The sequence below is a fragment of the Microbacterium sp. B24 genome (assembly GCF_000333415.1).
Taxonomy (GTDB): domain Bacteria; phylum Actinomycetota; class Actinomycetes; order Actinomycetales; family Microbacteriaceae; genus Microbacterium.
In genome coordinates this window covers 1-319 of sequence record NZ_BADB01000550.1, presented here as the reverse complement: position 1 = coordinate 319, position 319 = coordinate 1, and the positions used below count along the sequence as shown (strand labels likewise).

The following is a 319-nucleotide window of genomic DNA, read 5'->3' as shown; positions in this document are numbered from 1 at the left end:
CAGCAAAGGGAAGGGTTGCGATGCCAGGATGGGGCTATGACCGCACCGCGCATCCTCGTCGTGGACGACGAACCGAACATCCGGGACCTGCTGGTCACGAGCCTCAGGTTCGCCGGCTACCAGGTGCGCGCCGTCGCGAACGGCGCGCAGACCATCTCGGCCGTGCTCGAAGAGGAACCAGACCTCATCATCCTCGACGTGATGCTCCCCGACATGAACGGGTTCAGCGTCACCAAGCGCCTCCGCGGCGCAGGGTACACGGCGCCCATCCTCTTCCTCACGGCGAAGGATGAGACCGAGGACAAGATCGAAGGGCTGA

At 64.6% G+C, this 319-nt stretch carries 1 protein-coding gene; it reads left to right on the top strand.

Translation table 11 applies throughout. The annotated features are described in order from the left end of the window. Positions 1-36: 36 nt before the first annotated feature. On the top strand, positions 37-319 hold a 283-nt coding region (locus tag I5I_RS15950; RefSeq protein WP_036322139.1), incomplete at its 3' end, for a response regulator.